3 protein-coding genes are annotated in these 1,239 nt (G+C 49.9%); 2 read left to right on the forward strand and 1 reads right to left on the reverse strand.

Going from position 1 to position 1,239, the window contains the following annotated elements:
- A partial coding sequence (locus BN873_RS20475; RefSeq protein WP_048675109.1) for a hypothetical protein occupies positions 1-187 on the forward strand: 187 nt, incomplete at its 5' end.
- An 11-nt stretch (positions 188-198) separates the two neighbouring features.
- Positions 199-399 (forward strand): hypothetical protein, encoded by a 201-nt coding sequence (locus tag BN873_RS14400; RefSeq protein WP_048675112.1) that lies wholly within the window; start codon positions 199-201, stop codon positions 397-399.
- 155 nt (positions 400-554) lie between these two features.
- On the opposite strand, the gene BN873_RS19635 is transcribed toward BN873_RS14400, so the two are convergent.
- Positions 555-1,239 (reverse strand): DNA adenine methylase (locus BN873_RS19635; protein WP_102047047.1); only part of this gene is annotated, 685 nt, incomplete at its 5' end.

Below are 1,239 nucleotides of genomic sequence, written 5' to 3' on the forward strand. Positions count from 1 at the left end.
GCCAGTGCTTGATATAAAGACGCTTCGACTGGCCATAGAAACGGTCGAACAAGCCTTCAGCGAGAAAGGGGTGACGATGGACCCTGATAAGAAGGCGGAGCTGGTAGCGGCCATATATGAATGGTATTCAGAAAGCGGCAGCCTCGAAAAAACACCGGTGCTGCGACTGATCAAGACAATGACTTAAGTGGTATCTCTATGATAGAAGAAGATAAAAGGGCGGATATTGTCCGTTTACTCAAAGACCATATTAAGCCGTCGCAGGAATGGGTTCGCCCTTCAATAATCATTAACGGCGACGTAGGCATAGCCATCAACGTAGAGCAGAAGCCAGGTGATACGCTGCCTATCGACCAGATCGAAGCTCTAATCCGGGCGCATGACCAGCGTCAGGGGTAGGATTTTATGTGTCAAAATGTCGGCAAGGACGGGAGATGTATCTGTCAAACGAGGTCTTTAGGCTCGCGCTAAGTGCTTGTCCTTGTTGATCCCGTTTTTTCCTTGTTCTTCCTTAAAAGATGGATTCCATCTGTCCCTTAACAACCTCGGACGAATCACGGCAGTACGAAATTCGAAATTAGAACTTCGCCTACCTTGGGGCGGGTGGTGCGAGAACAGGAATAGGTGCATTGTACGACCCTGATTCGGAACTCGCGGAAGACATCGCGCACCTCTGGCACGTCGTTTAGGCTCAGGATGAACATTCCGGCGATGCCTCGAAGCTGATCCGCTAATTGCGCGAAATCAGCACGGCTAAAGAACGATTTTCCGTAATAGTCCTCGCAGCCCCAATACGGCGGATCGAGATAGAAAAACGTCGATGGCCGGTCGTAACATGCAATAAGCGTCTCATAAGGCAGATGCTCAATCGTCACCCGCGCCAGCCGCAGGTGCGCTGCCGATAACTCCTCCTCAATGCGCAAGAGATTCAATCGAGGCGGTCTTGTTGTTGCCGTTCCAAAGGTGGGTGAGGCAATACGCCCGCCAAAACTGAGCTTTTGCAAGTAATAGAATCGAGCCGCGCGTTGAATATCGGTGAGGGTATCGGGATCAACAAGGCATAGCCGCTCAAATTCATCACGACTGACAAGCGACCATTTAAAATAGCGTATAAATTCTTCTAAATGGTGTTGAAGCACGCGATAGGAGTCTGTCAAATTTTTTGTGTAAATGCGGTTTTGGTTAGTGGAGTGAGAGTGGCAAGCGGCCCTCGAATTGAATGGCGAAGCGATTGAGGGC

The organism is Candidatus Competibacter denitrificans Run_A_D11 (assembly GCF_001051235.1).
Classification (GTDB): domain Bacteria; phylum Pseudomonadota; class Gammaproteobacteria; order Competibacterales; family Competibacteraceae; genus Competibacter_A; species Competibacter_A denitrificans.